Genomic DNA, 539 nt, shown 5'->3' on the forward strand with positions numbered 1-539 from the left:
CCTCTAAGGGCGCTTGTGTTCATTTAATGAAGTTTCTTAACGGTATTGCGGATAACAATCGCTGGTTGCATCGCGAACACACGTTTTTCGTGTTCTTTATCTTTAATGCGTTCAAGTAGGATCTCAAACGCATTTTTACCCACACGACGTTTAGGTTGGTGAATCGTTGTTAGCGGTGGTGAGAAGTACTCTGCAAGTTCAATGTTGTCGTAACCGATAACAGAAACGTCATCTGGAACCTTGATGCCGTTTTGTTGCAGACGGCTCATTAAGCCAAGTGCCATGGTGTCGTTAAAACAGAATACTGCAGTAGGGCGTTTTTCCATCGCGGTGATCTTGTCTGCAACCAGTACCGCAGTATCACATTCAAAGTTACCTTCAAGAATCCAATCTTCATTGATTGGCAGTTTTGCTTCAGCCATGGCACGACGAAAACCAGCGATACGCTCTTGGCAAGCAAGTTTCTCAAAGTGACCACTCAGGCAGGCGATGTCAGTATGGCCGTTATCGATAAGGTATTTAGTTGCTAGGTAGCCACC

1 protein-coding gene is annotated in these 539 nt (G+C 45.1%); it reads right to left on the reverse strand.

The window, feature by feature from the left end; genetic code table 11:
* Nucleotides 1–23: 23 nt before the first annotated feature.
* Nucleotides 24–539: substrate-binding domain-containing protein (locus tag R8O11_RS30675; RefSeq protein ID WP_318195315.1), on the reverse strand; the 516-nt coding region annotated here is incomplete at its 5' end.

The organism is Vibrio sp. 1288, assembly GCF_033344475.1.